This is a genomic window from Stagnihabitans lacustris (assembly GCF_025950525.1).
GTDB lineage: Bacteria > Pseudomonadota > Alphaproteobacteria > Rhodobacterales > Rhodobacteraceae > Stagnihabitans.
Window position 1 is genome coordinate 35,808 of the sequence record NZ_JAPDGS010000004.1, and the last position, 24,735, is coordinate 60,542.

Genomic DNA, 24,735 nt, shown 5'->3' on the forward strand with positions numbered 1-24,735 from the left:
CTAGTCTTTCACATTGGCCCAAATACTCACGGGGTTTCCAAAGGGGAGCGTGCTCCCCTTTGGCGCGGGGGTGCGGGGGGCGCGAGCCCCCCGCTTCCTCCCGTTGGTATCCGTGGCATTTCATGCCTCGGATACCAACGGGACCCCGTCAAATCGCCATTTGTTGCCCCATCTCGACCACGCGGTTCGAGGGCAGGCAATAGAATGCCGTCGCATCGGCGGCCGATTTCGACAGGCCGATGAACAGCCGCTCTTGCCAGAAGGGCAATCCGTGATGCTTGGCTGACCGGAAGGTCCTGCGGTTCAGGAAGAAGCTGGTCGTCATGATGTCGAACTTCTCGCCGCGTTTCCTCGCCAGGGACAGCGCCTTGGGCACATTCGGCGTTTCCATATAGCCGAAGGTCATCACGATGCGGACAAAGCGGTCCGACAGGCGCTCCATCACGATGCGCTTTTCATCCGACACCGTGGGCGTGTTCGCCACCGTCACTGTCACGATGAAATTCTGGCTGTGCAGCACGCGGTTGTGTTTCAGGTTGTGCAACAGGGCCGAGGGCGCCGTATCGGGGTCTTGGGTCAGGAAGACCGCGGTTCCGGGCACAGCCATGGGCTGACTTTTGTCCAGCATCGCGATCAGCTTGGTCAGCGAGATCGCCGAATCCGCCGCCTTGTGTTTGACATGGGCCGTTCCGCGCATCCAGGTGAAGATCACCAGGCACATGGTCGCGGCCAGGATCACCGGCACATAACCGCCATCGACGATCTTGATCAGGTTGGCACCCAGGAACAGCAGCTCGACCCCAAGGATCGGCAGGATCACCGCCAGACACAGGACCAGCGGCCATTTCCACGCCTTGCGGAACAGCACAAAGGCCAGGATCGTCGTGATCACCATGTCGCCCGTCACCGCGATCCCGTAGGCCGAGGCCAGCCGGGTCGAGCTTTCAAACGCCACGACCAGGATGATCACCGACACCATCAGGATCATGTTGACCCGCGGCATATAGATCTGGCCGTGCTGGGTCTCGGAGGTGTGGCGAATCTCCAGACGCGGCAAAAGCCCCATCTGCACCGCCTGTTGCATCATCGAAAACGCCCCCGAAATCACGGCCTGGCTGGCGATGACCGCCGCGGCGGTGGCCAGGATCACCATGGGGAACAAGAGGAACTCGGGCACCATCAGGAAGAAGGGGTCGCGCGCGGCCTCGGGATGGGCCAGCACGAAGGCGCCCTGACCCAGGTAGGACAGCGACAGGGCCGGAAAGACCAGGCCGGTCCAGGCCAGCCGGATTGGCTTGCGGCCGAAATGGCCCATGTCGGCGTAAAGCGCCTCGCCCCCGGTGACGACCAGAAAGACCGAGCCCATGACGAAAAAGCTGGCCAGCCCATGGGCGGTCAGGAATTCGACCGCGTGGATTGGGTTCAGCGCGTTCAGGATCTCGGTGTTGTCGCCGATATGCATCAGCCCCATCACCGCCATCGACCCGAACCACAGGACCATGATAGGGCCGAAAAAGATCGAGACCCGCTCGGTCCCCTGGCTTTGGAACAGGAACAACGCGATGATGATGCCCAGCGTCACCGGCACGATGAAGGGTTTGAAGCCGGGGGCGACATAGGTCATGCCCTCGACCGCCGAAAGCACCGACATGGCGGGCGTGATCATCGCATCGCCAAAGAACAGCGAGATCCCCACGACGCCGACGCCGATCAGCCAGGCCGGACGCCGCGCCAGGGCCTGTTGCACCAGGGCCACCAGGGACAGGGTCCCGCCCTCGCCCCGGTTGTCGGCCCGCATGATCAACAGCACATATTTGACCGTCACGATCAGCACCAGTGTCCACAAGAGCAGCGAGACGATGCCGTAAACATCGCTGGCCGTCTTGCCATCCCACTTTGCCCAATGCAGCGATTCGCGCAGGGCATAAAGCGGCGAGGTCCCGATGTCGCCATAGACGACCCCGATCGACCCAAGGATCAACTTGGCCAGATTGGCCTGTTTGCCATGGCCCGAGGCGGTGTGCCCCTCTGCCTTGGCGGTGTTATTCTCGGAGTCTGCGGGAGAGTTTTCTGCCGAAGCAACCGTCGCGTCTTGCGGGTTCTTTTCGTTCATGACCTTGGCCGTGGACCTGTCCAGAGGCGCTGACTACACCGCCCCGCGCCCGGCGTCCAGCGCTGCCGTAACGTCGCTGTGAGCCCCGCGTGAGGTCGGCCATTCTTCGCCTGAAACATCAGGATTCCGTTAACGCCGACCTCAGGGCGCAAGAAGCTTGCGAAACAGCTGTTCCAGAAAGCTGCCGGCCTCGGCAAAGGGGTCATGACCCGGCCCCAGGACCGCACGGACCTGGACGTCGAAATCGGCGTAATGCTGGGTCATGGCCCAGATGGCAAAGATCAGATGCACCGGCGACATGCGCGCGATGCGGCCCTCGGACATCCACCGGGTCAGGATGGCGGATTTCTCTTCGACCAGCCGTTTCAGCGCGCCTTCGATTTCCGGCATCAGGCGGGGGGCGCCTTGCAGGATCTCGTTGGCGAAAAGCCGGCTTTCGCGGGGGAAGTCGCGCGACAGTTCCAGCTTGCGGCGGACATAGGCCATGACCTCGGCCAGGGGGTCGCCCAAAGGGTCCATGGCGCGCAAAGGGTACAGCCACGTTTGCAGCTGCTGTTCCAAAAGCGCCAGATAGATCGCATCCTTGGAGGGGAAGTAGTAAAGCAGGTTGGGTTTCGACAGGCCCGCCGCCTCGGCGATCTGATCCAGCGTGGCGCCGCGAAAGCCCTGGGCGGAAAACACATCCAACCCCGCCTCCAGGATGGCGCGCGAATTGCGCTCCTGGATCTTGGTCTTGGTCTTGGCTTGCGGCTTGGTCATGCGCGGATCAACTGCCCCAGGGCTTCGACGACCAGCCTGTGATCCTCCATCTCTGGCAAGCCCGAGACCGTGGCCACCGCCACCATCGCGCCGCCCAACCGCAAGGGCACCGCCCCCCCCGACAGCGCGTAATCGGCCTCGGACAGGCCTTCGGTGGCCAGATCGCGCCCCTTGGCGCGGAAGTCCAGCGTCACCGCCATCGAGGCCCGCCCCATATACAGCGCCAGGTTCGACTTGCGCCGCGCCCAATTGTCATTCTGCGCCGAAGACCCGGGCAGCGCCGCATGAAAGAAGCTGCGCCCCGCGTCGCGGATGTCGATGACCACCGGCAGATCACGCGCCCGCGCCAGCCCCAACAGAAGGTGCCCCAGCTCCAGCGCCACATCCTCGCCCCAGGCCTGCAGCCCCAGCCCCGCCAGTTCGGTGTCGATATCTTGGCCCATGGTCCCCCCCGGTTTTTCGCCAGAATGGCGGAAAGGGTGGCGGAGTCAAATGGCGCCGATGCCGCGCAGAAGGATAGATTTGACCGCCTCGGTCGCCTCTTGCCATTCGGCATCGCCATAGGCCCCGCCATTCAGCGTCGCGGTCTGATGGCCGAAATCAGCATAATGCTGGGTCGTGGCCCAGATCATATACAAAAGATGGCGCGGCGAGATGGGCTTGATCTTGCCCTCCGCGATCCAGGCCTCGATCCGCGCGATCCGGTCTTCGGTCCAGCTGCGCAAGGTGGTTTCCAGGTAATCCTGGATCACCGGCGCGCCATGCATGACTTCGAATCCCCAGACCTTGGACCCATCGGGATGGGCGCGCGACAGGGCCATCTTGGCCTCGATATAGGCGCCGATCCCCAGGGCCGGGTCATCCGAGACATCCATCGCCTCGGCCGCCTTCAGCCAGATTTCAAAGATGTTGCGCACGACGCGGCGGTAAAGGTCCTCTTTGGTGGCGAAATAATAATGCAGGTTGGCCTTGGGCAGGCCCGCAAGGTCCGCAATCACCTGCATCGTGGCGCCGCCAAAGCCCGCCTCGGCAAAGACCTTTTCGGCGGCCTGCAGGATCAGCGCCTCGTTGGCCTGCCGGATTTCCGAGCGTTTGGCGGGCGTCTTTGCGTCACTCATCGCGGGCTTTCAGATTTATCTTGACCGATTGGTCAGGTCGGGCGTTCACTCTGACCATAAGGTCAGGAAAAGAGTCGCGGCAAGGGCGTTAAGACCTTTGGGCGACAGGGAGACGAAAATGGCGGGACTTGGTCAAAACCAGCGCATCAATTCTGCGCGTCTGTGGCAGAGCCTGGAGGATATGGCGCTGATCGGCCCCGGGGTTGCCGGCGGCTGCAACCGCCAGACCCTGACGGACGCGGACGCCGCGGGGCGCCGTCTCTTTCAGTCCTGGTGCGAGGCGGCCGGCATGACCATGGGCGTCGACACCATGGGCAACATGTTCGCGACCCGGGCGGGGGTCGATGCTGCGGCGCTTCCGGTCTATATGGGCAGCCATCTGGACACCCAGCCGACGGGGGGGAAATACGACGGTGTGCTGGGGGTTCTGGGGGCGCTGGAGGTCGTGCGCACGATGAACGACCTGGGTTTGCGCACCAAGCATCCGATCGTGGTGACGAACTGGACGAACGAAGAGGGCGCGCGCTTTGCCCCCGCCATGCTGGCCTCGGGCGTGTTCGCGGGCTTGCACACCGAGGATTACGCGAAATCGCGCCGCGATCTGGACGGCAAGTTGTTCGGTGAGGAACTGCGCCGCATCGGCTGGGAGGGCTCCGAAGTCACCGGCGCCCGCAAGATGAAGGCCATGTTCGAGCTGCATATCGAACAGGGCCCGATCCTGGAGGCGGCTGGCAAGACGATTGGCGTCGTGACCCACGGGCAGGGGCTTTGGTGGCTGGAAATCACCCTGACCGGCAAGGACGCCCATACCGGCAGCACGCCGATGGCGATGCGGGTGAACGCGGGTCTTGGCATGGCGCGGATCACCGAGCGCGTGCATCAGATCGCGATGTCGCATCAACCCGGGGCGGTGGGCGCGGTGGGGCAGGTGAAGGTCTTTCCGAACTCGCGCAACGTGATCCCGGGGAAGGTGGTGTTCACCGTCGACATCCGCTCGCCCGAATTGGAGAAGCTGACCCTGATGCGCGGCGAGGTCGAACGCGCGGCGGCGGCGGTGGCGGCAGAACTCGGCCTTGGGTGTTCGATCGAGGCCGTCGGCCATTTCGATCCCGTCACCTTCGACCCCGGCCTGGTGGATATCGTGCGCAGCCAGGCCGAACGCCTCGGCCATAGCCACATGAACATCGTGAGCGGAGCCGGCCACGACGCCTGCTGGATCAACCGCGTGGCACCGACCACGATGATCATGTGCCCCTGCGTGGATGGCCTAAGCCACAACGAGGCCGAGAGCATCAGCCCTGAATGGGCGGCCGCTGGGACGGACGTGATGCTCCATGCGGTCTTGCAGGTAGCGGAGGTGGTGGAGTGAGGCTCTTTCTTAGCACGTTGGTGCTGGCTTTTCTGACGGCTTCTCCCGTTTTCGCGCAGTCAACTTGCCAGGTGGCGGAAATCCTCTTTGGCCCGATCAAGTTAGACAAAGTCATCTACCCTGACGGTGGCTATGAAACGGCAATCGTTCGCTCTGACACGTTTGACAACCCCGACAAACCCTATGGCGCCATATTGGGTGAGATAACGGTGGATCGCGGAGGATTCGCAGTTCGAACACCCGCTCAAACAGTCGTCGGGGTAATTGGGCCAGACCTTAAGGTTGAGGGCTGGGACGAAGTTTGTGGCGGGTCAAGTGAGGTCGTCATCGCCCCGATCAACAAGGGAAACTACGCAACTCTGATCGACAACAAACCTGTCGGAACTGTCAGCGGTTTTTTCCCAGCGAATGATTTCGGTGTCCCTAGCGAGTAGGACCTCACCGAAGCTTTCTTTTGACTTTGGCTCCACACAACGAGGTAGGGACCATGACCACCATCATCAAGAACGGCACCATCGTCACCGCCGACCTGACCTATCAGGCCGATGTCCGCATCGAGAACGGCGTGATCACCGAGATCGGGCCGAACCTCAAGGGCGGCCAAGAGCTTGACGCCACCGGCTGCTATGTCATGCCTGGCGGCATTGACCCGCATACCCACCTGGAGATGCCCTTCATGGGCACCTACTCGGCCGACAATTTCGAATCCGGCACGCGGGCGGCGCTGAGTGGCGGCACGACCATGGTTGTCGATTTCGTCCTGCCGGGCCAGGGTCAGGGGCTGATGGATGCCGCCCAAATGTGGCACAACAAGTCGGGCAGGGCCTCTTGTGACTATTCCTACCACATGGCCGTCACCTGGTGGGGGCAGAAGGTCTGGGACGATATGGAGCTGTCGGTCAAGGCCGGCATGACCTCCTTCAAGCACTTCATGGCCTATAAGGGCGCCTTGATGGTCAATGACGACGAGATGTATCAGTCCTTCCGCCGCGTCGGAGACCTCGGCGGCCTTGCCATGGTCCATGCCGAAAACGGCGATGTGGTGGCTGAACTCACCGCCCGCCTGATCGCCGAGGGCAACACCGGCCCCGAGGCGCATGCCTATTCCCGCCCCCCCCAGGTCGAGGGCGAGGCCACCAACCGCGCCATCATGATCGCCGACATGGCGGGCGTGCCTTTGTATGTCGTCCATACCTCGTGTGAGGAGGCCCATGAGGCCATCCGCCGCGCCCGCCAACAGGGCAAACGCGTCTGGGGCGAGCCCTTGATCCAGCACCTGACTTTGGACGAAAGCGAATACATGAACCCGGATTGGGACCATGCCGCACGCCGCGTCATGTCGCCGCCCTTCCGGGACAAAAAGCACCAGGACAGCCTTTGGGCGGGTCTGCAAAGCGGGTCGCTGTCCTGCGTGGCCACCGACCACTGCGCCTTTACCACCGACCAGAAGCGCTTCGGGGTGGGCAATTTCTCCAAGATCCCGAATGGGACTGGGGGGCTGGAGGACCGGATGCCGATGCTTTGGACGCATGGGGTTGCCACCGGCCGCCTGACGCCCAATGAGTTCGTGGCGGTGACAAGCACCAACATCGCAAAGATCCTGAACTGCTATCCGAAAAAGGGCGCGGTTCTGGTGGGGGCCGATGCCGATCTGGTCGTCTGGGACCCGTCGCGCGAAAAGACCATCACCGCAAGCGCCCAGCAATCCGCCATCGACTACAACGTCTTCGAGGGCCAGAAGGTCAAAGGCCTGCCGCGCTATACGCTGACCCGCGGCCATGTGGCGGTGAACGACGGCAGGGTCGAAACCCGCGAGGGCCACGGGGCTTTCGTCGCCCGCGAGGCCCGTCCGGCCGTCAACCGCGCGCTGAGCGCCTGGAAAGACCTGACCGCCCCGCGTCCCGTGGCGCGGACGGGAATTCCTGCGACGGGGGTGTGATGAGGAGCTGGCTGGCACGATCAGGCCTCGATGGCAGGTTTCTGGTTCTTTGCCTTGCCTTCGTGCTGGCTCCCCTCGTCTTGAGCAGCATGACGTTTGCCGGAAACTACAGCGGCCTTCCCCTGGTCGCGATCATCTCCTTCGGAGGTCTCGTCCTTGGCAGGGCTGGGCTTTGGTCGCTGGTCTGGCGCATCACGCAGGCCAGGGGCAGCAACGAGCGGCTTTCGGCCTTGCTCTCATCATGGGCGCTGTCGCTGGCGGGGGCGCTGTGCCTGTCGCTTGTGGCACGGTCTGGCAGGGAAGAGGTCCCATGGTCTCTCGTTCTGCGCGACACGGCAGGATTGGGGTTTCTGGGCATGGTCGTCATGTGCCTTCTGGTGCCCCACCTCTATTCGGATAGCGCCCCTACCAAGGACGTGCGAGCCCCATGACCCTCCGCACTCTCCTCCGTGACCGCCTCGGCTTCGACGCCATCTACGCCCAATCCGTCGTCGTTGTCCTCTGCGGTGTGATCCTGGAACTCGGCGCGGTCGTCCTGATCAATGCCATCGGACAGGACATTACTTATTTCGGCGTCATGGGCCCCGAGTTGCTGATCTTTGCCGCCGCCGGAGCCTATTACCTGGCCAGCGCCAGCATCGGCTATGGCCTGGCCTTCTGGACCCTGCAGGCCTTCGGCCCGCCCGCCCTGATCACCCGCGTCCTGGCCCTGCTTCTCTCGCCCCTGGGCTGCGCTTTCATCGGCGCCACGGCCTTCATCGCGATGGAGGACGGCAGCTTTGGCCCCAATCTTGCGGGCATCCTGACCGGCGCGCTGGTGATCTCTTATGCGCCTTTGGGCTTGCCCCTTCTCGTGGCCTCCTTCATGGCGGCCCGCACCATCAAAAAATCCCGCGTCAACGCGGAAGCCGTCTTCGGAGGAAGCCTTTGACCGACCCCATCACCCAATCGCCCGTGATCGAGGCCAAATCCGTCAACCTGGTCTTCCAGACGAATGACGGCCCGGTCCAGGCGCTGAAAGACGTGAACCTGATTATCAACCAGGGCGACTTCGTGTCGTTCATCGGTCCTTCGGGCTGCGGCAAGACGACCTTCCTGCGTGCCATCGCGGCTTTGGAGCATCCGACCTCGGGCACGCTGACCGTCAACGGCATGCCCCCCGACGAGGCGCGGCGCAAACGCGCCTATGGCTATGTCTTTCAGGCGGCGGGCCTTTATCCCTGGCGCACGATTGCCAAGAACATCTCGCTTCCTCTGGAAATCATGGGGTTTTCCAAAGAGGAACAACAGACCCGCACCCAGCGCGTCCTTGACCTCGTCGACCTTGGCGGCTTCGGCCAGAAATTCCCCTGGCAGTTGTCGGGCGGCATGCAGCAACGCGCCTCTATCGCGCGCGCCTTGGCCTTCGACGCCGATATCCTGTTGATGGACGAACCCTTCGGCGCGCTGGATGAAATCGTCCGCGACCGGCTGAACGAGGAACTGCTTTCCCTCTGGGCCCGCACCGGGAAAACCATCGGCTTCGTCACCCATTCGATCCCCGAGGCCGTCTATCTTTCGACCAAGATCGTCGTCATGTCGCCGCGCCCGGGGCGGATCACCGATGTCATCGACAGCCCCCTTCCGCGCCACCGCCCGCTGGATATCCGCGACACCCCCGCCTTCATCGAAATCGCCCACCGCGTGCGCGAGGGCCTGCGCGCCGGTCACGCCCATGACTGACCCGAGAGCCGCCGAAATGCCGTCCCTTCATTCATCTTTTCAGAAATATCCCGGGGGGTCCGGGGGGCTGGCCCCCCGGCGCTCTCCCCTAAAATCAAGGGTGCAGGCATGAACGCCGTCACCCTCACCTATCTTGGCCTGTCGACCGGGGTCTTCATGGTGGCCAACAGCCTGCTGAAGACCTATGCCACGGGCAGCAAGCCGCTGTTTCTGATCGCGGCGCTGGCTGCCTTCTGCCTTGGGAATTTCCTGATGGTCAAGGTCATGCAGGCCAATGGCCTGGGCCTTGCGCTGGCCCTCAGCCTCGTCTTCCAACTCGTGGCCGTGACGCTCATCGCCTTCCTCTTCTTCGGCGAGCGCCCCAGCGCGCTGCAAGTGGCGGGCGTCGTCCTGGGGTTGGTCTCCATCGCCCTGATCGCCTGGCCGCAGGGGGGCGCGACATGAGGACCGCAGCCCCCGTCCTTGCCGTGATCGGTCTGATCCTGGTGCTGTGGTATGGCGCGACGGTCTGGCTGAATGCGGCCTGGACCTATGACCAGGCGGCGCGCGATGGCACCGAGGTGACGTTCGCCACGCTTGTGTCCGATACGATGGCGCAGGAACGTCCCGTGCTGCCGCCGCCCCACCAGGTTGCGGCGGAGCTTTGGAAGGGCCTCACCGCCTATGCGCCCACCTCCAAGAAATCGCTGGTCTATCATGGGCTTGTGACGCTGACGTCAACCTTCTGGGGCTTTGTCTTTGGCACCCTGCTGGGCAGCCTCATGGCCGTGGTCATCGTGCGCAGCCGGGTGGCAGAGATGGGCTTGATGCCCTGGGCCGTCATCAGCCAGACCATTCCCGTCGTGGCCATCGCGCCGATGATCGTGGTCTTGTCCAACACGCTGGGCTTTGGCGAGCGTCTGGGCGTCGAAAACCAGCTGGTGTCGAAAACGATCATCGCGGCCTATCTGTCTTATTTCCCGGTCCTGGTCGGTATGGTCAAGGGGTTGCGGGCGCCGGATCAGATGCAACTGGACCTGTTGAAAACCTGGGGCGCCTCGGACCTGCAGACCTTTCGGCTGCTGCGCCTGCCGTCCTCGATGCCCTATCTTTTCGCCTCGCTGAAGGTGGGGATCGCCGCCAGCCTGGTCGGCGCCATCGTGGGCGAATTGCCCACCGGCGCCATCGAGGGGCTTGGCGCGCGGATGCTGATCGGGTCGCAGTTCGGCTCTCCCATCGTCGTCTGGTCCGCGCTTTTTGCCGCGGCGATCCTGGCGGGCGGGTTGATCCTGATCCTGCGCGCGGCTGAAACCGCCATCAACAAGCGCATGGGGGGGCGGACATGAGCCTGACACTGGCCATCCTGATCTGGCTTGGGCTTTGGGGGGTGAACACCTGGGCCGCGCAAAGCCGCTTTGCCCGGTCGCGGGCCGTGCGGCTGATGATCCCGACGCTGTTTGGCCTGGCGGTTCTGTGCCTGTGGCAAGGCATCGTCACCGGGCTGAACGTGCCCGAGGTCGTGCTTCCCGCCCCCTCGCGCATCGCAGGCGCCATTGCGGCGAATGGTCCGATCCTTTGGGCCGATTTCGTCCAGACCATCCTGAAGGGCGGTCTTGCGGGCTATGTGATCGGCGCGGGGGCGGCTGTGGTTGTGGCTGTCATCGTCGACCGCGTGCCCTTTTTGCGGCGCGGCCTTTTGCCGGTGGGGAATTTCGTCGCGGCCCTGCCCATCGTCGGCGTGGCGCCGATCATGGTCATGTGGTTCGGTTTCGACTGGCAGTCCAAGGCCGCCGTCGTCGTCATCATGGTGTTCTTTCCGGTCTTGGTGAACATGGTGGCGGGGCTTGCCGCCGCCGACCGGATGCAACGCGACCTGATGGAGACCTGGGGCGCTTCGGCGGGTCAACGCCTGCGCCACCTGGGCCTGCCTGCCGCAATGCCGTTTTTGTTCAACGGGTTGAAGATCGCGGCGACCTTGGCCCTGATCGGGGCCATCGTGGCGGAGAACTTCGGCTCTCCGACTTTGGGGATGGGGTTTCGCATCTCGACCGCGGTGGGGCAACTGGATTTGCCCCTGGTCTGGGCCGAGATCGCGGTGGCGGCCTTGGCGGGGTCGGTGTTTTACGCGCTGGTCTCCTGGATCGAGACGCGCGTGACCTTCTGGCACCCCTCGCAGCGCGGCGCCTAAAGCAAACCCCCCGGCGATGGGCCGGGGGTTTCCGTTGTTCAGGCCTTGCGACGGCGGCGCAGCGCGGCCACACCGGCAATCGCACCGGCCAAAAGCGGCAGGCTGGCGGGGACGGGGACCGTGGGGACCACGTCGAAGGTAAAGTTCGCAAAGCCATAGCCGGCCCCGGTCGAAGACTGGTCGAACACCAAGCCGCTGACCGAACCATAAGAGGCGAGATTGACCAACTGGTCCGGCGTGCTGAGGTTCAGGGTCCCCAAAAGCGCGTTGCCTTGACCAAGGATCGACAGCGCCACGTTGTCACCGGCGTCGCTCCCAAAAAGGTAGAAGGACAGGCCCGACACCAGCGTCCCGAAGGTGATCGACAGGTCAGAGGTGCAAACCGACCCCGACTGATCCACCGAACAGATGGAAAGACCAACAGGGGTGGGCAAAGCGAAAAGCGAAAAGCCTTGGGTGTTGGTCACGGTTGCACCGCTGACAGTCACCGTGGTCGGCAGGTATTGACCCTGCGGCAGCGTCGCCAAGTCCAGTGTTGCGGCAGAAACGGCGCTGGCAGCCATGGCCAGACCTGCTGCGAGGACGATGGTTTTCATCAAATTCTCCAACTGACATTTACGAAGTGTTAACACTGTCCCGACCTTGCCAATGCCGTCAATCCTCTTGCGCCGAAGACTTGCGTGCGAGGGCGAAGCAATGTTGTGCGTTGGTGTCGTGAAAACACAGCGTCGCCAATCATTTGGGCGCCACTTCTCATGCATCGCATGAGCCCGGACGCAGACTTTCGCCGGACTTGACTTTGGCCCGGGGTTTTCGCCGAATGAGCCTATAATTCCAAAACACGACAGGGAGTCTGAAATGCAAAATGTGATTCGCGGCGCGGCGCTTGCGGCGCTGGCTTTCGCGGCGGGCACGGCCCAGGCCGAGACGGTCAAGCTGCAGCTGAAATGGGTGACGCAGGCGCAGTTTGCGGGCTATTACGTCGCCGAAGCCAAGGGTTACTACAAGGAAGAGGGTCTTGAGGTCGAGATCCTTCCCGGTGGCCCCGATATCGCGCCGGCTCAGGTCATCTCGGGCGGCGGGGCCGATGTCATCATCGACTGGATGCCCTCGGCCCTGGCTGCGCGTGAAAAGGGCCTGCCGCTCGTGAACATCGCCCAGCCCTTCAAATCCTCGGGCCTGATGCTGACCTGCCTGAAAGAGACCGGCATCACCAGCCCGGCCGATTTCGCCGACAAGACCCTGGGCGTCTGGTTCTTCGGCAACGAATATCCCTTCCTGTCCTGGATGAGCGCGCTTGGCCTGAAAACCGATGGCTCGGCCGGCGGAGTGACGGTGCTGAAGCAGGGCTTCAACGTCGATCCGCTGTTGCAAAAGCAGGCCGCTTGCATCTCGACCATGACCTATAACGAATATGGTCAGGTTCTGGATGCCGGGATCAAGGCCGAGGATCTTGTGACCTTCAAGTATGAAGAGCAGGGCGTGGCGACGCTGGAAGACGGGCTTTATGTGCTGGAAGACAATCTGAAAGACCCGGCCTTTGAGGACAAGATGGTCAAGTTCGTCCGCGCTTCGATGAAGGGCTGGAAGGACGCCGAGGCCAACCCCGACGAGGCCGCGATGATCGTGCTGGAGGCCGACCAGACCGGCGCCCAGACCGAAGCGCACCAGAAGTTCATGATGGGCGAGGTTGCCAAGCTGACCGCCGGGTCGAACGGCGCGCTGGACGAGGCCGATTACACCCGCACCGTGACAACGCTTTTGGGCGGCGGGTCGGACCCGGTCATCACCAAGGAGCCGGTTGGCGCCTGGACCCACCAGATCACCGACAAAGCCCTGCAATAAGGGCCAAGTCCGGGACTTTCGGCGCGCGGGGCAACTCGCGCGCTGTTTTATTTGCAAATTCTTCTGAAATTCCCGCTTCGTTCCGCGATCCTAACCATTTGATAACCGCTTTCCGCCAGTCTTCAGGTCAAGGCAGGGTGTCGATGGCAGAAGCAGGAATCATTCGCAAAAAACTCGCCGCAAGTCGGGTGGAACGGGCCGAGGGTGGCCCGGGCGCCGACAGGGCATGGCGTGTCTCGCTGGCACGGGCGGTTCAGGATCACCTGAAACTGTCGCTGGATGTGCGCAGCCTGTCGATCGAACGGCGCAGCTTGGCCGAATTGGCCGAACTGATCCCCGAACGCGCGCTGATCGCCATTCTGGAGGGCCCGTCCGAAGGGTTGGGGGCGATCATCGTCAGCCAACCCGTCCTGACCGGCTTTATCGAGGCGCAGACGATCGGCCGCCTGCGGTCGCAAGAGGTGGTTCCCCGCAAACCGACGCGCACCGATGCCGCCATGGTGGCCTCGGTGATCGACGCCGCCCTTGAAGGGTTGGAAACTCAGCTGGCCGAAGAGGCGGATCTGGTTTGGGCGGGGGGCTTTCACTATGCCTCTTTCCTGGATGATCCGCGGCCTTTGGTCCTGTTGCTGGAAGATGCGCCGCTGAAACTGCTGCGGGCCGAGGTGTCTTTGGGGGGCGGCGTGCGGGTCGGCTCGATCCTCTTGGCCGTCCCGGCAGAGGGGCGCGGGCAACAGCCCTCTGCCGCCGATGACTTGCCGGCGATTGAAAGCCACGGGCCGGCCTTCGCGACGCTTTTGGCCGAAAAGGTGATGGATGCCCAAGCGCGGGTCGATGCGGTTCTGGCACGGGTGACGCTGTCGCTGGGTCAGATCATGGGGCTGGAGGTTGGCGCGGTGGTGCCCCTGGGTGATGCGGCTCTGGATGCGATCCGGCTGGAGGGGCTGGACGGCAAACATGTGGCCGATGGCAAGCTGGGGCAGAACCGTGGCCTGCGCGCGATCCGCATTGCCGAGGCGATGGGCCTGCGCAAAGCCACCGGCGAGACCGAGGGCGAAATGGGCGGCCTGTCGCTTGGCGGCATGGGCGGGGGTTTTGGCGGCGGCATGGCTGCGGGGCTTGGTGCGGGCTTGGGGTCAGGTTTGGGCGGCTTCGGGTCCGAGGCCGCGGGGGATGCCGGGTTCGAGATGCCCGAGCCGATGGCCGCCGACCTTGGCAATTTCGACTTCGCGGCCGTGGACATGTCGGCCGGTCTTGAAGAGGGCGCCGATTTCCCGGCGATGGATTTCCCCGCCATGGGGGCCGATGCCTTGGGCGAATTCCTTCCCACCGGGACGGACTGACTCCACCTGTCCATCCGGTCAAAGCTTGGGCTGCTTGGCCTTTGCGGGCTCTGGCCGACCGGGCTCTGGCCTCGGGGTCTGGCTTCATATCCCGCGGTCCTTTGGCCTGCGAACTGGGAGGCGGTCGATCAGGGCGCAGAGGCGTTCCAACAGCGCCTCTGGGTTCAGGTCCCTCGGTCCTTTGGCGCACAAGCCGGGATGTGGTCGATCAGGGCGCAGAGGCGTTCCAACAGCACCTCTGGGTTCAGGTCCCTCGGTCCTTTGGCGCACATGCCGGGAGGCGGTCGATCAGGGCGCAGAGGCGTTCCAACAGCACCTCTGGGTTCAGGTCCCGCGGTCCTTTGGCGTGCAAGCCGGGATGTGGTCGATCAGGGCGCAGAGGCGTTCCAACAGCGCCTCTGGGTTCAGGTCCCGCGGTCCTTTGACGCACAAGCCGGGATGTGGTCGATCAGGGCGCAGAGGCGTTCCAACAGCGCCTGAGGGTCTAGGGCGACATTGTCCAGATGCGCGCGGCGGTCCAGGGCGCCGCGGCGCTGACCGGCGGCGACGGGCGCGCCGATGATGTAATCGGGCAGGGCCGAGCCCTCTGCCTCCCAGGACCCCGGCAGTTTTTCCGCCACCAGGGGACGCGCGCCGCGGGGGGGCGAATAGACCAGGCCGGGCGCCTGTGACAGCCAGCCGACCTTGTGTTGCGACGACCCCACCGGGGTCAGGTAGACATCCGTTCGCTCGGCCCAAAGCACGGCATCGGCCAGCGTCGTGCCCACCAGATTGACCACCGCCCGCCCGGGCAGGGCTGCAATCACGCGCGCGCCCAGGGCGTGAAGCTCGGCAATCACCGCCGCCCATTTGCCCGAGATCTCATCCCGGCCCACCGGATAAGAGAACCCGTCCAGCAGGATCAGAGCCCGGGGATGGCGCGTAAAGAGCCCCTCGGCCAGGGCCTGAATCCCCGCCTCTTGGTCAGCCCAGCTTTTGTCGCCCAGCCGCATCCCGATCCAGACCACGGGAAAGGCGCCCGTGGTCAGCTCTGCCATCTGCGCCTCGGTAAAGCTGCGGTGGGTCGCAGCCCGCGCCACGGCGCGCATCCGGTCCTTGAGGCTTTGCGGGATGAAATAGCCGCCGACGGTCAGCAGCAGATGCCCGGGGTCAAACGGATGCGGATCAAGGACACCGGGCTTGGCGTCGTCCTGGATACGGTCGGCAAACTCGGGAAAGATCGCGGCAAGCTTGCCGTAGAATTCGGTGCCACCGGTGATCAGGCGGGCGACGCGGTGGGCTTGGCCTGCGCGGATGATCCGTTCCAGCGGGGTGAAAAAGTTCCACAGGTGATGGGCGGGATTGGCCGCCAGATGGGTGGTCAGGGTCAGCGCGGTCTGTGCGGGCAAGGGGGCCTGCAGGACGGCGTTGTAAAGCGCGCGGTGCTGCAGGAACCGGGTCGACAAGAGCGAGAAGGTATTGGCGAAAAGCCCGACCGTCAGGAATTTGCTGACGCCAGAGCCGAGGTCGATCAGCGTGGCATGGCGGGGGAAGTAAAGGCACAGCGCCTTGGCCCCGGCCCCGGCGCAGATCAGGTAGAAAGGCTGGGCGCCCAGAAAGAAATAACAGCTGCGCCCAAACAGAAGGCAGCTGTCCACCGGGGTCAGGGGCCGGCCTGTGACAGGGTCGGGCAGGACCAGATGGCCTGCGGCCACGGCGCGGTCCTGATAGCTGCAAAAGGCCTCGTTGCGGGTGACGATCTCGCGGGCTTCGGAGCTGGCGAAACTTGCGCCGTCGAGGATCGCCTTCCATCCCTCGTCCAGCCGCAGAAATTCGGCCAGGCGCGCGCGCAGGGCCTGGGGGTCAAGGCCGATTTCGACAAGCCAGGCCTCGTCCTCGGGTTTGCGCGGCCCCAGGCGCAGGACGTGGCAGTCGGGCGCGCGCAGGGCATGATGGGCCCGCGCGGCCTCGGCGGTAAAGGTCAGGTCGTCGGGCAGGGGGGCGGCGGCGCCCACGGCCTGCCACAGCCGGGACAGGTCGCGCTGTTCGGGGTCATGCGCAAGATGAGCCTCGCGCAGCGCGCCAAAGACGGTGCTGTCAAAGGTCTCGTCCAGCTCCAGGATCGTGACCAGGGCTTGCGTGAACAGCCGCCCGGCCCGGTGCTGCGCCGCAAACAGCGCCGCGATCTGTTCGGCCTTGGGCCAAGGCGCCAGCAGCGACTTGAGCGCCCGGCGGTCCTTGGGTTGCGCGGTCAACAGCGCCAGGACCTGTGTCCCCAGGTCAGCTTCCGTCGTCATCTGGCCGTTCCGATCCTGCAAAAAGCCGCGCCTGTTTACCCCACCCGGGCGGCGATCATCGCGCGCAGGGGTTCCAGGTTATAGCCATGCTCGGCCGGGATGGCGATGCGGGCGTCGATGTCCAGGTCCTCGGGCGTCGACAGCGCCCAGGCGCAGGACGACCGGTTGCCGCTGGCGCAATAGGCAAAGACCTTTCCCGTCGCGATGGCCGCGCCTTGGGTCGCAAGCACCGTGTCCGAGAAATCGCCCGGCCGGATCGGGTTGATGACAAAGGTCAGGCCCAGGGCCTCGGCTGCGGCCTTCATGACCTCGGTGGACAGGGCGGCCGGGATTTCGCCGTCGGGGCGGTTGTTGATGACCGTGGTGAAGCCCAGGGCCTGCAGCGTGGGCAGGTCCTCGGGGGTGATCTGCGGCGAGACGGCGTAGTCGGGGGTCAGGTGGCGGATGTCCATGAGGCTTCCTTGAAGGGGGGCGGCGAAACGGGCGCGCAGGGGTTTGGCCGCAAGCATACCGCCACACATCGCGACAAGAAAGACCAGACCGGCGAGGCGCGTGCCCGGATAGGTCAAAGAGGCCAGCGCCGGGCCGGGGCAAAGCCCGACCAGCGCCCAACCCGCCCCAAACAGGACCGAGCCCAGGATCAGGTCGGGCCCGATGTCGCGCCGGGCGGGGCCGGGCAGGGGCGCGCCCAGGACCGCGCGGGTCCGCCCTGCCGCCAGCGCCCAGGCCGCGGCCATCGGCAGCATCGCGCCGCCCATGACAAAGGCCAGCGTCGGGTCCCAGGCGCCCAACAGGTCCAGAAAACCCTGGACCTTGACCGTATCGGTCATCCCCGACAGCCAAAGCCCCAGGCCAAACAGCGCACCCGCAAGGAATTCGGTCAGGCGGCGCATCACAGGACCCCCAGGCCCTGACGCAGGACGGCCATCACAAGGGCTCCGGCCAGGATATAGGTCAGGCTGGCCAGGATGCCGCGCGGGGCCAGGCGCGACATGCCGCAGACCCCATGACCCGAGGTGCAGCCATTGGCAAGCCGCGTGCCAAAGCCCACCAGCACCCCGGCCAGCGCCACAAGGCTCAGGTTGCCGGTCAGGTGGCTTTGCCCGCCCCAAAGTGCCGCCGCCAGCGCCGGGGCCAGGATCAGCCCGGCCAGAAAGGGCAGGGCGCCGCGCCGCTCGGTCCCGTCGACCAGCCCGCCCAGAACCCCCGTGACCCCCATGATCCGCCCGTTCAGCAGCAAAAAGGCCGCCCCCGCCGTGCCGATCATCAGCCCGCCCACAAGGCCCCATATCCAGTCCGTCGGCATCTGATCCTCCTGTTTTCGCCTGAGTGGCACTTCTGTTGACGTGGATCAAGGCGGGCGGGGCGGGATTGGGCCAGTCTGGCGCAAAAGGAGGCCCATCATGGCAACGATCACAGCACGCAAGGCCGAACTCCTGGCCCGGGCCGAGGCGCTGAAGGCGCGGGCGCGGGGGATCGAGGCCGAGTTGACCTCGCACAACACGCCCGACTGGGAAGAGCTTGCGACCGAGCGCGAGGGCGATGAGGTTCTGGAGGGCATGGGCCAAGAGGCCGCGCAAGAGCTGCGCGCCATCGCCGCCGCCCTGACCCGGATCGAGGGCGGGGATTACGGCCTGTGCCAGGTCTGCGGCGCCCCGATCTCGGAGGCGCGGTTGGACATCGTGCCCTTTACCCCCTTTTGCAAGGATTGCGCGAAATGACCCAGGCGATGCATCTGCCGATCCTGGAGGCCTTCAACCAGATGGCGCAGGACATGACCCTTGCCGGTCTGAAGGCCGAAATGGATGGGCTGGCCGCGATGTTCTCGGTCCTGTCCGCCTCGGGGCTTTTGCCGGCCACGATGGGGCTGGTTGCTGCGGAGCGCGCCCATCCGGCGCGGGACTTCGACAACCTGCCCGTTTAGGCCTGCGCTGTCCCCCCGCCCCCACAACCCATGGACAAGCGGTGGAAAATCGCGGTCTAATGGGCCTGACAAACGGGGGGCGTTGGATGGCAGAGGCATTGGGCACGCTGGTGCGGGTCGACCGCATGGGGTCGGTGGTTGTGCTGGTGCTGGTCCATCCGCCAGCGAACCTGTGGCGCGCCGAGATGGAGGCGCCCTTGACCGCGGGGCTTCAGGCGGCCTTGGCCGATCCGGGGGTCAGCGCGGTGATCCTGCGCGGCGAGGGGCGCGGCTTTTCGGCGGGGCGCGCGCTGGATGCGGCGCTGGATGCGGCGGCCCAAGAGGCGCTGACCCGGGTTTGCGCCCGGATCGAAGCCAGCCCCAAGCCGGTGATCGCAGCCATTCACGGCATGGCGCTTGGCGCGGGATGCGCGCTGGCGCTGGCTGCCCATTGGCGCATCGCCCACGAGTCCGCGATGTTCTCCCTGCCCGAGGTCAGCCTTGGCCTGATCCCCGGCGCGGGCGCGACCCAGCGCCTGCCCCGGTTGATCGGCGCCGAGGCCGCCTTGCGCGTCATGCTGGAGGCCCGCCCCCTGAGTGCCGCCGAGGCGCTGGCCTTGGGTCTGGTCGACGAGGTCTCGACCGGTGTTCTGGGCCAGGCGGCGCTTGCGATGGCGGCCCGGGCTTCGGATGGGCGGGCTTCGGATGGCCGGGCTTCGGATGGCCGGGGCTTGGCGCCGCGTCCGACCAGCGCGATGATGCCGCGCGACCTGGGCCGCCTGACCGGACTGGTCGAGGCGGCGCGGGTGGCGGTTGCGGCCTCGCCCTTGCCCGCGCCGCTGCGGCTGATCGACTGCGTCGAGGCCGCGGGGCTGTTGCCCTTTGACATGGGCGTCAACCTGGAGGCCGCGGCTTTTGGCGATCTGTCGGCCACGCCCGAGGCCGCGGGCCTGGTCCATGCCCTGCGTGCCGAGCGTATCGCGCTGGAGCCGCCGCGCGAACTGGCCGGCCAGGTCGCGCCCGAGGTCCGCTTGATCGGCATCCTGGGCGCGCAGGGCTTTGCGGCCGATCTGTCCTTGCAGGCGGTGCGCGCGGGACTGGAGGTCGTCTTGGTCGATCCCGACCGCGCGGCGCTGACGGCGGCCTTGGCCACGGTGGTCGGCGCGCTGGATGCCGAGGTTGCGGCGGGTCGCCTGACCGAGCCCCTGCGTGAAGCCGCCTGGGCCCGGATGGCCGCGGGTCAGGGCGCCTTGCCCCAGGGGTTGGACCTGGTCTTTGTGGCGCCGGGGGTCGAACCCGCGCCCGATCAGGTTGTCCTTGGCGCCAGTGTGCGCGGTCTGGGTCTGACGCTGGCCGAGACCCTGGGCGGCTTGGCGGAATTGTCCATCGGGCCGGGTGCGGACCTTGTGACCCTTGCCCGGGCTGCGGCCTTGGGGCGGCGGCTGGGCTGGCGCGTGGTGACGGTGGGGCCGGGCGGTCCGCTGGAGCTGGGGTTGCGCTTGGCGCTGGAAGCCGCGGTCGAGGCGCTGGCGCCGGTCTTGGGCGAAACCGTGGTGCGCCAGGCGCTTGCTGCGGCCGGGATCGGCGAGCCTCCGCTTGGCCCCATGCCGCCACAGGGCGCAACCGTTGTGCGTGCGGCCTTGGCGGCGCTGGCTGCGGAATCGGCGCGGATGCTGCACGACGGCCGCGCCCGGCGCCCTGCCGATATCGACGCGATTGCCGTTCTGTCGGGCCTGATGCCGCGCTGGCTGGGCGGGCCCTTGCATCAGGCCGACCGCCGCGGGGCCTTGGTCCTGCGCGCCGACCTGCGCAAACTGGGCGCGGCGCCGGTCTTTGGCGTGTCGCCTTGGATCGACCGCCTGATCGCACAGGGCAAGGGGTTCGGCCTTTGACCCCGGGCCAGTAACCCCGGGCCTTAGCGCAGGATCAGCCCGACGATCACCGCCATCAGCCCCAGCATCGCGGTCCCCATCGCGGCGACGTTGATCCACAAGACGCGCTCCATCACCGTCTTGGCCTCGGCCTCGGGCAGGGTCCGCGCCTGCAGCGAAAGCCGGCCGCAATGGACCAGCCCCAGCACCCCCGCCATGGTGACGATTGCCCCGCCCCACAGGATCACATTGCCCAACATGCCCGAACTCCCTTGCACCTGACGCGCCCCGCGCTATAGCTGCCCCAAATCCCCGTGACCAGAGGCACGCCCATGTCGAACGATCCCTATTCCGTCACCGCCGAAGAGCTGAAGCAATTCATCGAGCGCGTCGAACAGCTGGAAGCCGAAAAGAAAGACATCGCCGAGCAGATCAAGGAGACCATGGCCGAAGCCAAGGGGCGCGGCTATGACACCAAGGCTCTGCGCAAGATCCTGGCGCTGCGCAAGAAAAAGCCGGACGAATTGGCCGAAGAAGAGGCCGTGCTAGAGGTCTACAAGGCCGCCTTGGGCATGATCTGACGCATCAGGGCGCCGCAGGGTCGGCGCCCTATTTGCTTGCGGTGCTTGGTGGTGCGCCTTCCGTGGTCGGCAGCTTGTTCCAAGTTCCCCAGCCGCCGCTTCAACGCCGCAGCCATGGCCCCCTAAGGCCGGATCACTGTGACGCCGGGCAGGGTGGCCAGATAGGCCAGGTCCTGCTGATAGATCTCGGCCAAGGCCGTGATCGTGCCTTCGGTCCAGCCTGCCATCTCGACCTCTTGTTCGACCTTGGCCGGGATCGCGAACTTCTCCAGGAACGCCGAGACCATGCGCCGCCGCCCCGCCACCGAGGTCACAGGGTGGCTTGCCTCATAGGTCCGCATCCGCTCCAGCCCCTCGGGGGCCATGATCTCTGACAACAGCGCGTCGGCATCCTCCAGCACGGTGCCGGGGGCCGCACCGGACACCGCGGCCAGGACCTCGGGCCAGACCAGGGGCGTGTCCTCGTCGCACCACAGGGTAATTTCGGCCTCGGGGTTGGCGTCCAGGATGCGTTCGACCACATCCGACCAGCGCAGGTCAAAGATGTCGATGCCCGCGGTAAAGGCCTCGACCGTGGGCTTGCCGCCCTTGATCCCCTTTTGCCGGTGAAAGACCTGAGGCAGAAAGCTGGCCGGATTGCGCAGGCCCATGTGGAACTCGGCCTCGATCTGCGGAAAGACCTGGGCAAAGGCCCGCGTCCGGGGCCCGGCCGAGGGATAGAGCGCCCCATCCACCGCCCAGGGGATAAAGGCCAGAAAGTTATCCCAGGACAGGATCAGCCGCTCGGCGCGGTCCTCTTCCATGATCTGCTCCAGCACCAGGGCCTGAGTCTCGATCGTGGCGGGCTTGCCCTTCAGCGCGATGGCCGTATCGCGCAACAGGTTGCGATAGCGCGTCGGCCCCGGCACGACGATGCCCTGTTCCGCCAGCACGCCGCGGTTCTTCAGGAAACACCGCAAGAGCCGCTCTTCGTCGGTGCAATGCGCCCCAAGGTGATAGACGATCCGCATGGGCAGCCCTTCTTGTTGTTTTGCCGCGAATATACGGGCTTTTCTGGACAGGGAAACCACTTTCGATTAGGCAGGCGCCATGACCGACCAAAACACTCAGACAAGGCCGCGCCGCGCCGCTTGGCCCGGTGGCTGGAGCCTTCTGGCCCTGGCCCTGACCGCCCTTGTGACGGTGCCGGTCCTGTCGGTCCTGTGGCTGGCGCTGCATCCGACCGAGAACATCTGGCCGCATCTTCTGTCGACCGTCCTGCCGCGGTATTTGTGGAACACCGCCGTGCTGGGGGCGGGGGTGGGCGTCTTTGCGACCTGTGTGGGGGTGGGGGCGGCCTGGCTTTTGACAATGTATCGCTTTCCGGGGTCGTGGTGGCTGGACCGCGCGATGCTGTTCCCGCTGGCGATCCCGGCCTATATCGGCGCCTATGCCCTGGTCGATTTCCTGGACTATGCCGGCCCCTTGCAGGTCGCCCTGCGCGCCGTGATGGGCTGGAATTCGGCGCGGGACTATGCCTTTCCCGAGGTGCGGTCGATGGGCTTTGCCATCCTGGTCCTGGGCTCGGCCTATTACCCCTATGTCTATCTGCTGGCGCGTTCGGCCTTTCGCGAACAGTCGGGCAGCAGCTATGAGGTGGCGCGGGCCTTGGGCGCCTCGCCCTTTGGCCTCTTTTGGCGCGTCGGCCTGCCCCTGGCCCGGCCCGCGATTGCTGCAGGCCTTGCGCTGGTCCTGATGGAGACCCTGGCCGATTTTGGCGCCGTGCAGCATTTCGCAGTTCAGACCCTGACGACGGGGGTGTTTTCCACCTGGCTGAACTCGGACAATGCGGGGGGGGCGGCGCAGCTGGCCTTTGTCATCCTGGGGCTGATCCTGACCCTGGTCCTGGTCGAGCGTGCCAGCCGCCGCCGCGCGCGCTTTCACAAGCCCGCCCGCGCGACGCGGCCCGTGGCGCCCCAGGCCCTGCGCGGGGCGCCTGCGCTTTTGGCCACCGGGCTGTGCCTTGTGCCGCTGGGTCTGGGCTTTGGTCTGCCGGTGGGGGTCATGGCGGGCCATGCCTTGCGCCATCCCTCGGTCTGGCTGGCGCCGGGTCTGGGTCAGGCCCTGTGGCATACGCTGGCGGTGGGCGGGGTTGCGGCGGTGCTGACGGTGGGCGGCGCGCTGCTCTTGGTCCATGCGCTGCGTCAAGGCGGTGAGGGGCTGGCCCGCGTGGTCCTGCCGCTGACCTCGCTGGGCTATGCCGCACCCGGCGCCGTGCTGGCGGTGGGCATCCTGATCCCCTTGGCCGCGCTGGATCACCGGCTGGCCGATGCGGTTCTGGCGGTGACGGGCCATGATCCGGGCTTGCTGTTGACCGGCACGGCGGCGGCGCTCGTGCTGGCCTATGTCATCCGGTTTTTCGGCATCGCCCAAGGCTCGGTCGAGACCGCTTTTGGCCGCATCCCGCCTTCGCTTCCGATGGCCGCAAGGGCGCTTGGCGAGACCCCCTCCGGCGTTTTGCGCCGCATCCATCTGCCCTTGATGCGGGGGTCGGTCTGGACGGCGGTGCTGATCGTCTTTGTCGACAGCGTCAAGGAATTGCCCGCGACGCTGCTGCTGCGGCCGTTCAATTTCAACACCCTGGCCACGCGGGCCTATGACCTTGCCAGCCTGGAAAAGGTCGGGGAAAGCGCCCCGGCCGCGCTGATCGTGGGGGCCGTCGGGTTGATCGCGGTCTGGGCCTTGTTGCACGAAGAGCATTGAACCCCGGTTGCAAGGCGCGCGTCTAGTCGCTAAAGAGGCTCCGGGCCGGTGTAGCACAGCGGTAGTGCAGCGCTCTTGTAAAGCGAAGGTCGGGAGTTCAATCCTCTCCACCGGCACCATTTTTTGGACAGTCGGGCCGCGCGGGCCCATGTGGGGCGGCCTTGGGCGCAGGGCGCGGCCCTGCCATGCGACCCTGTCCCCTGAGGCACCTCATCGGCGCGCAAAGGCAAAGGCCGATCCCCAGGCAGGGGACCGGCCCGAAATCTGGCGTGGCCGGGGTCAGGCTGCGGTGCGGCGGCGCATCAGGCCCAGGCCGCCAAGCGCGCCCAGCAGCAGCAGGCCCGCGGCAGGCAGCGGCACCGTGCCGTCAAGCGTGTAGTTCACCTTTTGATAGCCCACGTTCCAATCCGGCCCAAGCTGGATCACCGCCGTCGTCCACCTGCCGCCGCCTTTCCCGAAGCCCGTCACCCCAAAGAAGCCCTGGCCGCTGAGGCTAAAGGGGGTGCCGCCATCCGCAATGACCCGGACGGTGAGGGGATACACATCGAATTGGGTCCAATGGGCCACCATCGCCTCAAATTCGGTGATCCTGTTGTTCCCAAGGGCCTTGAGCGTGATTTGCATGATGCTGGGCGGTGAGCTCGGCGCAATCAGGGCATCGGTGTTGCTTTGAGCGCCGTAATAGCCCTTGGGCCAGATGATGCCGCCCTGTTGAAAGGTCGCGCCGGCGTCATAGGAATATTCGTAAGTGACATCAAGGACGCCCGCCACATCGCCATAGCTCTGGTCAAAGGTGCCAACGGGAATGGTCGTGAAGTCGATGGTCGTGGCCTGGGATGCCAGAGGCGCAAGCGCCAGCAAGGCCGAGAGTGCAAATGCCTTCATTCCGGGTTCTCCAAAAAATATGTGCGACGTAGGATGAATTTCAGGTCAAAATTACACGGTTTTCGGCGTGCAACCAAGACATTTCCGGACCAGGCGGCCGTC

Annotated in this window: 27 protein-coding genes, 1 tRNA gene and 1 pseudogene; 17 read left to right on the plus strand and 12 right to left on the minus strand. The window is 65.4% G+C overall.

Features of this window, described 5'->3' with window-relative positions:
* Nucleotides 1-148: 148 nt before the first annotated feature.
* From NX862_RS11155 to NX862_RS11170, 4 genes are all read right to left on the minus strand, one after another.
* Nucleotides 149-2,113, minus strand: coding sequence for a potassium transporter Kup (locus NX862_RS11155; protein ID WP_264493996.1), 1,965 nt, complete (start codon nucleotides 2,111-2,113; stop codon nucleotides 149-151).
* 141 nt (nucleotides 2,114-2,254) lie between these two features.
* A complete protein-coding gene (locus tag NX862_RS11160; protein WP_264493997.1) occupies nucleotides 2,255-2,872 on the minus strand; it encodes a TetR family transcriptional regulator C-terminal domain-containing protein in 618 nt (205 codons plus the stop codon).
* Nucleotides 2,869-3,315, minus strand: a complete 447-nt coding sequence (locus tag NX862_RS11165) for a heme-binding protein (RefSeq protein WP_264493998.1) — start codon at nucleotides 3,313-3,315, stop codon at nucleotides 2,869-2,871. The genes NX862_RS11160 and NX862_RS11165 overlap by 4 nt, the downstream gene beginning before the upstream one ends.
* 45 nt (nucleotides 3,316-3,360) lie before the next feature.
* A complete protein-coding gene (locus NX862_RS11170) occupies nucleotides 3,361-3,990 on the minus strand; it encodes a TetR family transcriptional regulator C-terminal domain-containing protein (RefSeq protein ID WP_264493999.1) in 630 nt (209 codons plus the stop codon).
* A gap of 118 nt (nucleotides 3,991-4,108) precedes the next feature.
* Here NX862_RS11170 and NX862_RS11175 point away from each other — a divergent pair, with 118 nt between their 5' ends.
* From NX862_RS11175 to NX862_RS11215, 9 genes are all read left to right on the plus strand, one after another.
* Entirely contained in the window at nucleotides 4,109-5,359 is a 1,251-nt protein-coding gene (locus tag NX862_RS11175; RefSeq protein ID WP_264494000.1) for a Zn-dependent hydrolase, read from the plus strand.
* The gene (locus NX862_RS11180) at nucleotides 5,356-5,793 is read left to right on the plus strand and encodes a hypothetical protein (protein ID WP_264494001.1); all 438 of its coding nucleotides are present in this window, start codon (nucleotides 5,356-5,358) and stop codon (nucleotides 5,791-5,793) included. The genes NX862_RS11175 and NX862_RS11180 overlap by 4 nt, the downstream gene beginning before the upstream one ends.
* Nucleotides 5,794-5,846: 53 nt before the next feature.
* A complete protein-coding gene (gene hydA / locus NX862_RS11185; protein ID WP_264494002.1) occupies nucleotides 5,847-7,298 on the plus strand; it encodes a dihydropyrimidinase in 1,452 nt (483 codons plus the stop codon).
* 89 nt (nucleotides 7,299-7,387) lie between these two features.
* Nucleotides 7,388-7,729 (plus strand): hypothetical protein, encoded by a 342-nt coding sequence (locus tag NX862_RS11190; protein WP_264494003.1) that lies wholly within the window; start codon nucleotides 7,388-7,390, stop codon nucleotides 7,727-7,729.
* Nucleotides 7,726-8,229 (plus strand): hypothetical protein, encoded by a 504-nt coding sequence (locus tag NX862_RS11195; RefSeq protein WP_264494004.1) that lies wholly within the window; start codon nucleotides 7,726-7,728, stop codon nucleotides 8,227-8,229. Before NX862_RS11190 ends, NX862_RS11195 begins: the two co-directional genes overlap by 4 nt.
* Nucleotides 8,226-9,020: an ABC transporter ATP-binding protein gene (locus NX862_RS11200; RefSeq protein WP_264494005.1), complete on the plus strand. Its 795-nt coding sequence runs from the start codon at nucleotides 8,226-8,228 to the stop codon at nucleotides 9,018-9,020. The genes NX862_RS11195 and NX862_RS11200 overlap by 4 nt, the downstream gene beginning before the upstream one ends.
* 108 nt (nucleotides 9,021-9,128) lie before the next feature.
* On the plus strand, nucleotides 9,129-9,464 hold the full coding sequence (locus NX862_RS11205) for a hypothetical protein (protein WP_264494006.1): 336 nt from the start codon (nucleotides 9,129-9,131) through the stop codon (nucleotides 9,462-9,464).
* Complete coding sequence (locus NX862_RS11210) at nucleotides 9,461-10,345, plus strand: ABC transporter permease (RefSeq protein WP_264494007.1); 885 nt, start codon at nucleotides 9,461-9,463, stop codon at nucleotides 10,343-10,345. The genes NX862_RS11205 and NX862_RS11210 overlap by 4 nt, the downstream gene beginning before the upstream one ends.
* On the plus strand, nucleotides 10,342-11,187 hold the full coding sequence (locus NX862_RS11215) for an ABC transporter permease (RefSeq protein WP_264494008.1): 846 nt from the start codon (nucleotides 10,342-10,344) through the stop codon (nucleotides 11,185-11,187). The genes NX862_RS11210 and NX862_RS11215 overlap by 4 nt, the downstream gene beginning before the upstream one ends.
* A 38-nt stretch (nucleotides 11,188-11,225) precedes the next feature.
* Here the strand turns inward: NX862_RS11215 and NX862_RS11220 are convergent, their stop codons facing one another.
* Nucleotides 11,226-11,783: a VPLPA-CTERM sorting domain-containing protein gene (locus NX862_RS11220; protein WP_264494009.1), complete on the minus strand. Its 558-nt coding sequence runs from the start codon at nucleotides 11,781-11,783 to the stop codon at nucleotides 11,226-11,228.
* A 262-nt stretch (nucleotides 11,784-12,045) separates the two neighbouring features.
* Here NX862_RS11220 and NX862_RS11225 point away from each other — a divergent pair, with 262 nt between their 5' ends.
* Nucleotides 12,046-13,032: an ABC transporter substrate-binding protein gene (locus NX862_RS11225; protein WP_264494010.1), complete on the plus strand. Its 987-nt coding sequence runs from the start codon at nucleotides 12,046-12,048 to the stop codon at nucleotides 13,030-13,032.
* 143 nt (nucleotides 13,033-13,175) lie between these two features.
* A complete protein-coding gene (locus tag NX862_RS11230) occupies nucleotides 13,176-14,375 on the plus strand; it encodes a FliM/FliN family flagellar motor switch protein (protein WP_264494011.1) in 1,200 nt (399 codons plus the stop codon).
* A gap of 404 nt (nucleotides 14,376-14,779) precedes the next feature.
* On the opposite strand, the gene NX862_RS11235 is transcribed toward NX862_RS11230, so the two are convergent.
* The 4 genes and pseudogenes from NX862_RS11235 to NX862_RS11250 all read right to left on the minus strand — a co-directional run bounded on the left by NX862_RS11235 (nucleotide 14,780) and on the right by NX862_RS11250 (nucleotide 17,957).
* The gene (locus NX862_RS11235) at nucleotides 14,780-16,651 is read right to left on the minus strand and encodes a hypothetical protein (protein WP_264494012.1); all 1,872 of its coding nucleotides are present in this window, start codon (nucleotides 16,649-16,651) and stop codon (nucleotides 14,780-14,782) included.
* A gap of 35 nt (nucleotides 16,652-16,686) precedes the next feature.
* On the minus strand, nucleotides 16,687-17,103 hold the full coding sequence (locus tag NX862_RS11240) for a protein tyrosine phosphatase family protein (RefSeq protein WP_264494304.1): 417 nt from the start codon (nucleotides 17,101-17,103) through the stop codon (nucleotides 16,687-16,689).
* Between the two features lie 27 nt (nucleotides 17,104-17,130).
* Nucleotides 17,131-17,544, minus strand: a pseudogene (locus NX862_RS11245) (DUF6691 family protein); the annotation flags it as partial.
* Nucleotides 17,544-17,957: a YeeE/YedE family protein gene (locus NX862_RS11250; RefSeq protein ID WP_264494013.1), complete on the minus strand. Its 414-nt coding sequence runs from the start codon at nucleotides 17,955-17,957 to the stop codon at nucleotides 17,544-17,546. The pseudogene NX862_RS11245 and the gene NX862_RS11250, both read right to left, overlap by 1 nt.
* Before the next feature lie 97 nt (nucleotides 17,958-18,054).
* Between NX862_RS11250 and NX862_RS11255 the strand changes: the two genes are divergently transcribed.
* From NX862_RS11255 to NX862_RS11265, 3 genes are all read left to right on the plus strand, one after another.
* On the plus strand, nucleotides 18,055-18,372 hold the full coding sequence (locus tag NX862_RS11255) for a TraR/DksA family transcriptional regulator (RefSeq protein WP_264494014.1): 318 nt from the start codon (nucleotides 18,055-18,057) through the stop codon (nucleotides 18,370-18,372).
* Nucleotides 18,369-18,575 (plus strand): hypothetical protein, encoded by a 207-nt coding sequence (locus tag NX862_RS11260; protein WP_264494015.1) that lies wholly within the window; start codon nucleotides 18,369-18,371, stop codon nucleotides 18,573-18,575. Before NX862_RS11255 ends, NX862_RS11260 begins: the two co-directional genes overlap by 4 nt.
* Before the next feature lie 86 nt (nucleotides 18,576-18,661).
* Nucleotides 18,662-20,446 (plus strand): enoyl-CoA hydratase/isomerase family protein, encoded by a 1,785-nt coding sequence (locus NX862_RS11265; protein WP_264494016.1) that lies wholly within the window; start codon nucleotides 18,662-18,664, stop codon nucleotides 20,444-20,446.
* A gap of 23 nt (nucleotides 20,447-20,469) precedes the next feature.
* Here the strand turns inward: NX862_RS11265 and NX862_RS11270 are convergent, their stop codons facing one another.
* Nucleotides 20,470-20,685: a hypothetical protein gene (locus tag NX862_RS11270; RefSeq protein WP_264494017.1), complete on the minus strand. Its 216-nt coding sequence runs from the start codon at nucleotides 20,683-20,685 to the stop codon at nucleotides 20,470-20,472.
* 72 nt (nucleotides 20,686-20,757) lie between these two features.
* Between NX862_RS11270 and NX862_RS11275 the strand changes: the two genes are divergently transcribed.
* Nucleotides 20,758-21,006, plus strand: coding sequence for a DUF2312 domain-containing protein (locus NX862_RS11275; RefSeq protein WP_264494018.1), 249 nt, complete (start codon nucleotides 20,758-20,760; stop codon nucleotides 21,004-21,006).
* Nucleotides 21,007-21,128: 122 nt separating this feature from the next.
* On the opposite strand, the gene NX862_RS11280 is transcribed toward NX862_RS11275, so the two are convergent.
* Nucleotides 21,129-22,016, minus strand: a complete 888-nt coding sequence (locus NX862_RS11280) for a hypothetical protein (RefSeq protein ID WP_264494019.1) — start codon at nucleotides 22,014-22,016, stop codon at nucleotides 21,129-21,131.
* Nucleotides 22,017-22,095: 79 nt separating this feature from the next.
* Here NX862_RS11280 and NX862_RS11285 point away from each other — a divergent pair, with 79 nt between their 5' ends.
* Together NX862_RS11285 and NX862_RS11290 are read left to right on the plus strand one after the other, a co-directional pair.
* A complete protein-coding gene (locus tag NX862_RS11285) occupies nucleotides 22,096-23,748 on the plus strand; it encodes an ABC transporter permease (RefSeq protein ID WP_264494020.1) in 1,653 nt (550 codons plus the stop codon).
* Nucleotides 23,749-23,792: 44 nt separating this feature from the next.
* Nucleotides 23,793-23,867 (plus strand) — tRNA-Thr (locus NX862_RS11290).
* A 160-nt stretch (nucleotides 23,868-24,027) separates the two neighbouring features.
* Here the strand turns inward: NX862_RS11290 and NX862_RS11295 are convergent.
* On the minus strand, nucleotides 24,028-24,633 hold the full coding sequence (locus tag NX862_RS11295) for a VPLPA-CTERM sorting domain-containing protein (RefSeq protein ID WP_264494021.1): 606 nt from the start codon (nucleotides 24,631-24,633) through the stop codon (nucleotides 24,028-24,030).
* Nucleotides 24,634-24,735 lie beyond the last annotated feature (102 nt).